This is a genomic window from Streptomyces sp. NRRL F-5755 (assembly GCF_001279365.1).
In the GTDB taxonomy this organism is placed as follows: Bacteria; Actinomycetota; Actinomycetes; order Streptomycetales; family Streptomycetaceae; genus Streptomyces; species Streptomyces rimosus.
Genome location: NZ_LGCW01000101.1, coordinates 1 through 5437, shown reverse-complemented (window position 1 = coordinate 5437; position 5437 = coordinate 1). Strand labels below are relative to the sequence as shown.

4 protein-coding genes are annotated in these 5437 nt (G+C 68.1%); 1 reads left to right on the top strand and 3 read right to left on the bottom strand.

The window, feature by feature from the left end; translation table 11 throughout:
* Positions 1–75 precede the first annotated feature (75 nt).
* Entirely contained in the window at positions 76–1293 is a 1218-nt protein-coding gene (locus ADK86_RS12515) for a Z1 domain-containing protein (protein ID WP_053696655.1), read from the top strand.
* 423 nt (positions 1294–1716) lie between these two features.
* Here ADK86_RS12515 and ADK86_RS12510 read toward each other — a convergent pair whose 3' ends face one another.
* The 3 genes from ADK86_RS12510 to ADK86_RS43770 all read right to left on the bottom strand — a co-directional run.
* Positions 1717–2583 carry a hypothetical protein gene (locus ADK86_RS12510; protein ID WP_159393840.1) on the bottom strand — a complete coding sequence of 289 codons (867 nt, stop codon included), beginning with the start codon at positions 2581–2583 and terminating at the stop codon, positions 1717–1719.
* A gap of 868 nt (positions 2584–3451) precedes the next feature.
* Positions 3452–4840 (bottom strand): CoF synthetase, encoded by a 1389-nt coding sequence (locus ADK86_RS12505; RefSeq protein WP_053696653.1) that lies wholly within the window; start codon positions 4838–4840, stop codon positions 3452–3454.
* The coding region (locus ADK86_RS43770) for a TetR/AcrR family transcriptional regulator (RefSeq protein WP_063788981.1) at positions 4837–5437 on the bottom strand (601 nt) is incomplete at its 5' end. The genes ADK86_RS12505 and ADK86_RS43770, both read right to left, overlap by 4 nt.

The following is a 5437-nucleotide window of genomic DNA, read 5'->3' as shown; positions in this document are numbered from 1 at the left end:
GATCAACCTGACCAACCAGCCCTGAACAGCACCGATACACCTACACGTCAGTGACACCAGAATCCGAACATCCCCGTGACAGGTTCACCGAACCTCACAAGGGACGTCGAGCCCGTTTCCTGCGAACGGGCCGACGGCCTGGCCGTCCCTTCCACCTTCGACGAGCTCGCGCCCTACGTCGTTGCCGCGTGGTCGCGGATCGACGCCGACGGCCACGCCGTCGTGATCGAGAATGAATCGGGACATGGCGAACGCGGCGAGCACGAGCTGGACTTCGCACGGCGGCACATCTGGAAGATCCTTGTCTGCGGCTCACGGTTGTCCCGCCTCGGCACCGTCGAGGGTCTGACCGTCATTTACCAGGGTCCGCGCACCGACAACGTGGTGGGCCTGGCAGGAATAGGACGCTGGGCCGGCTTCCGTGAGGGCTACCGGGATCTGATGCGGCTCTACTTCGGCCGGGTCCCGGGTGACACCGATGGGGGCCTCTTCAACGCCTTCGCAGCAGTCTTCCGCGACCAGCTCTCGTTCCAGGAGGATCTGGCGCGCTACGCCGTCGAAGTCGACGGCAGGCCGCAACTCACCCCTGCCCAAGTGCCCCCGCTGCTGGCTGGGTACCTGGGCGCGATGGACTCGGAGCAGCGACGAAACGCCCTCTTCCACACCGAACTGGTCGAGATCCGCTCGCCCGGCCGGTGGATCGAGCCGCTCGCCCATCCCGAGGACGCGGCAGCGAAAGCCCGCAACGTCCAGCTGTGGCGACCGCTGTTGGACATCCTGGCGGAGCCACGCGTGCTCAGCGGCCAGTCCACCGCCGTGCGCGCCCGCACCGGTCTGCTCCGGCACGGACGCCTGATGCAGGTCCTGTGCGGGCTGGAGGGCACTGGTCCGCGGCTACGCCCGCACCTGCCCTACCTGCAGCAGCTGGGACGAAAGGAGGACCAGTGGCTGCTGGTCTTGCCACAGCCCGCCGGTGACGGGTCCACGGCATCGGTCCTCGGATTTGAATCGCTGCCCCTGTTCTGCCGAACGCGCCGCGGTAATAAGAAGAACCCCTTCGGCAGGATCACTAACCCGTCACACGAGGCCGTGGTCGCCGCTGAGGTGGACCAGGCCGAGGAAGCGTCGTCGCTCCTGGGGGCGGTGCTCCTGTACCCCATTTACGAAGGGGAGGACAGTGCCGCCAAGGACGTCGAGGCGGACCCGTCGCAGATCGTCATGGGTATCGGCATCTACACCCGGGGAGGAGACGAAGGCCCCACGCTCCGCCTCCAGACACCTCCCGGCCCTTGATGCGGCCGGGTAGGCCTGCCAGGCGGTGCGCCGCCTCCGGGCGTCGGTCGGCGCCGGCGAAACACTAGGCTTCCCCGCGCCCGCGCTCGCCTGGCAAGCTCGGCAATCTGCTCGACCCCGAGGTACCCGGATCCGGTCTTTACCACCGTGTTCGTGCCCGAGGGGATCCAGGTGCTCCGTCCATCGGGGCTCGCGGCCGTCTGCCTCACCATGCCGCACCACCAGCCTCGGGCGGAGCGGATCCACCCAACACACCGCCCGTGAGCGCGGGTTAGGTGCGGGCATCCCTGCAGGAGGTGATCCTTCATGCGGTCTCTCAGGCCGAACTACAGTGTGGGCCGGAACGCTTTGCGTTCCTTTCGAGCGACGCCACGCCCTGCACGCACAGGCAGCGGAACCGTACGTGCGTGGCCTGTCTCGGCGTCAGGCCGGGATCTTTCCTTCGAGGAAAGCCGCGGTGTCGTTCTGGAAGGCCTCCACCCACTCGCCCCGTCCATCGCGCAGGGGATGGCCGACCGTGGGGATCCCGCGGCAGCACAGGTCGCGCAGGTCGAGTGCGGTGACATCGTCGCCGTACTGCAGCCATTGGTCCACGACGGGCCACGTACCAAGGCCCGAGCCCCCCAGCCCGGCATCGTCGAGACGGTCGTCGCTGGGACTCAGCGTCCAGGCCAGCGGACGGAAGTAGATCTCGGAGAAGACGTTGTAGTGCTGACGGCGGGAGATGACTCTCATCCCGTAGGACATGCTCGCAAGCCGCGTGCTGTGTGAGGGGTACAGCGCCATCCGCAAGGTTGCACCGTCGGGCATGGAGATGTGTGGGTGCTGGTACTGAAGGTCGCGTGCCAGGCCGGGGAACATCTTGCGCAGGTGTGGCGTGGTGGCGAACATTCCGATCAAGACCGACCGTGCGACCCGTCCCGGTGCCACAGAGACAGGCGGAGCGGGCTTGGGTGCCGGCAGGAACAGATGCCTGCGTGCACCGAAGTAGACCGCAAGGCGCGCGGCGAAGTCGCCGTAGGCCGCGTCGTAGTTCTTGCCGGCGAGGTTGTTGCAGTCCTGGCACAGGCCCCGCAGCCACTTCCCCCCGGTCCTCGGACGGCCGGTGGTGCGCTGTTTGTTGTGCACGCGGACCGTCGCACAGGTCACGTCGCCGGTGTTCCCGGCGGCTCGGGGCGGCACATGAGCCCTGGTCATCGTGCGGTACTCGCCGCACAGACCGCATATGCGGGACCCCTTGCTCCACGGGTCCAGCCCCAACGTCCCCTCAGGGCGCTGCTTTCCCGACATCTGCGAAGCGTATCGAGGCGCCCCCTATGATCGCCCCGGAATTCTCGGCAGGCCACGGCTCGTATGCGACGCTCGGACGGCGGGGCGCGTTGGATCGATGGCCCCTTGTGGCTGGCCCCGGGAACGTCATGGCTGGTCTCCCGAGAGTTCTCTTCGGCCACCGAGAACGCGCGGGAGCGTGTGCTCAGAAGGAGGGCTCGTCACTGTGACCTTCTTTGTCGGTGGTGACACTGCCCGCGGACAGCGATACCCATGGCACGACCCTTGAAGCGGTACTCGCCGTTGGGCACGCCCATCCAGCTGTCGCTTGCACACCCGGCGTCCAGGTAGACGTGCTCGCGCGACTGCTCGGAGATGCTCCCGGCTGTGGAGCCGAGCTTTTACCGTCCGGAAGCCCGAAGGTCGCGGGCGTGGCCCGGCGCTGCCCTGTGAGCTGGTGGCGGCGTTGAAGACGTCGGAGCTGGAGCGGCTGCGTCGGCCGCCGACGCGGATGATGGGGGACGGCGTTCGCCCTCGCGCAGGAGCATGTGACTGAGGCGTTCGCACCGGCCCAGCCGTGCAATAACACGTCCGGGAGAACCTGAGTCGACGTCCGGAACTATTTGCTGCGTCACAGCTCAACCCAACATCCAGCGAGCAAATGCAGGTCATCTACCCCTGGAAACCGTCCAATTCTATTTGACGCGCCACAGGTCAAGAGGCATGACCTGAACGGAGATCGCATCATCCCCTGCTGGACGGGACAGGCGAAGGCGGGCCGGCCGGCTCGGGGAACCGGGCGGCTGCCCCTCCCCCGCTTCGGTGTGGGCTCAGCAGTCCGGTGGCCAGAGACCCTCGCCGAGCGTGACCGGATTCCTCGAGAACAGGCTCAGGGTCGGGTGTGCGGCTGGTCGAATGGGATGACGGTGCGGTATTTGCCGCCGGCTGTCTGCTGGGGTGGTTCCTCGGCGCGCTGGATGGAGATGTGGTCGAGTTTGTTGTCGGTGAGGAGGCGGGTCAGTTCCTGGTGGGTGCTGTGCCATACGTGGTCCGGGTCGGCGTCGGTGGCCGGCAGCAGGCGTATGCGCAGGGTTGTCGGGGCGGTCTGCTCGATCTGGAAGAGTTCGACTCCGGGGGTGCGGTCGAAGAGGGTGCTGAAGGCCAGGGGGGCAAGCTGTACGGGGGTGCCGTGGGGGGTGGGGAAGGTGAGGATGTCGCCTGCGCGTCCTCGTACGCGGATTGCGGGCAGCGGGCTGCCGCACGGGCAGGGGTCGGGCCGCAGCAGGACGCTGTCGCCGAGGTCGTAGCGCAGGAACGGCTGGACGCGGTTGGCGAGGTTGCTGATCAGCACGGTGTGTGAGAACTGGCCGGGCGGGGTGGGCCGGTGGTCGGCGTCGACCGGTTCGAGTACGGCCCAGTCGCTGTTGACGTGGTACCAGCCGTGCGGGCAGCTGTGGCTGAGGTAGGTGCATTCGGTGGCGCTGTACATTGCGCGGACTGTGGTGTGGAAGGCGCGGGCGATTCTGTCGGTGTCGTCGGTGGTCATGGTCTCGCCGGCCGGCTGGATGAGTACCGGGTGAATGTGCAGGCGGCCGGCTTCCTGTTCGGCGGTGAGCAGTTTGATGGTGCTGGCGTAGCCGATGATGAAGGCGGGGCGGTAGTCGTTGAGGTCGGCCACCAGCTGTGCCATGGGGGTGTGTACGGGGAAGGCGCGGATCAGCTTGCTGCGCCAGCCGCCGGCTTGGAGCGTGCGGGAGTAGGCGGCGAAGCCGACGTAGTGTCCGCCGGTGGCCACGAGCTGGGCGAAGCGGCCGCGGTGCGCGGCGGCCCGCAGGAGGCCGGCGGGCCCCAGCCAGGTGGCGAGGGCTCGGGAGGTCAGTGCGGCTCCTACGTTCATGTAGCGGTCGTCGAGGACGAACAGGCCGCGTCGGCCGCTGGTGCCGGAGGTGGTGGCCACCAGGTACTTGCCGTGGAAGCGCTGTCCGATCCGGTGGGGGTCGTCGCTGAAGGCGCGCACCTTCTCGTAGGTGAGGGCGCGGTCGGCCACCCAGGCGTCGAAGTGGCCCATCAGTTGCTGTTTGTCGGTGACCGGCAGCAGCGTCGGGTCCTCCACCCTCTCGGGCAGGGCGCGGTAGAGGTCGCGGTAGTAGGGGGAGGCGGCCCGGGCGTGGGCGACCATGGCGGCCAGCCGGTCGCGCTGGCGACGCAGGACGGCGGGCAGGCCCTGTTTGCGGGCCCTGCGGGCGTCTTGTCCCAGCCACGTTAAGTTCTCGGTCATCGTGCGGTGCTCCCTTGGCGGAGGGGGGTTGAGAGTCCGGTCTGTTCCAGGACGGCGAGGAAGTAGGTTTTGACTTCTTGTGTGCCGGTGGTGTCGGGGTGTGCGGCGAGGTGCTGCAGGGCGGCGCCGCTGAGCAGTTGCTGCAGGATGTCCGGGTCGCTGGTCGGGGGGAGCTGGCCGGCCGTGCGGGCCCGTTGCAGGGTGGTGCGTACCGCGAGGCTGTGGTGGCTGCCGTGGGCCTGGTGGTAGGCGTGCAGCAGTTCGGGGAGGTCGTCGACCGTGCCGTAGAGGCGGCGCATCAGCTTGCGCGCGCGGGGCGTGCTGAGGTGTTCGGCCCAGGCCGTGATCATGGTGTCGAGGTCGGGCCAGTCCATGGCGGCGGAGTGCGCGTCCCGGTATTCCCACTCGATCGCACGCACCAGCAGGTCGGTCAGGGTGGGAAAGCGCCGGTAGACGGTGGCGCGGGTGACTTTGGCGCGGCGTGCCACCTGTTCGATGCTGGTCAGGCCGGCGCCCCGTTCGATGAGCAGGTCGAGTGCTGCCGTGAGGATGGCTTCGTCCGCTTCCTGGCTGCGTGGCCGGCCGGGGGCCTTGGGG

Coding starts and splice junctions, on each gene's coding strand:
- ADK86_RS12510 (WP_159393840.1), bottom strand. CDS start 2,583: ATGTCGGGAAAGCAGCGCCCTGAGGGGACGTTGGGGCTGGACCCGTGG.
- ADK86_RS12505 (WP_053696653.1), bottom strand. CDS start 4,840: ATGACCGAGAACTTAACGTGGCTGGGACAAGACGCCCGCAGGGCCCGC.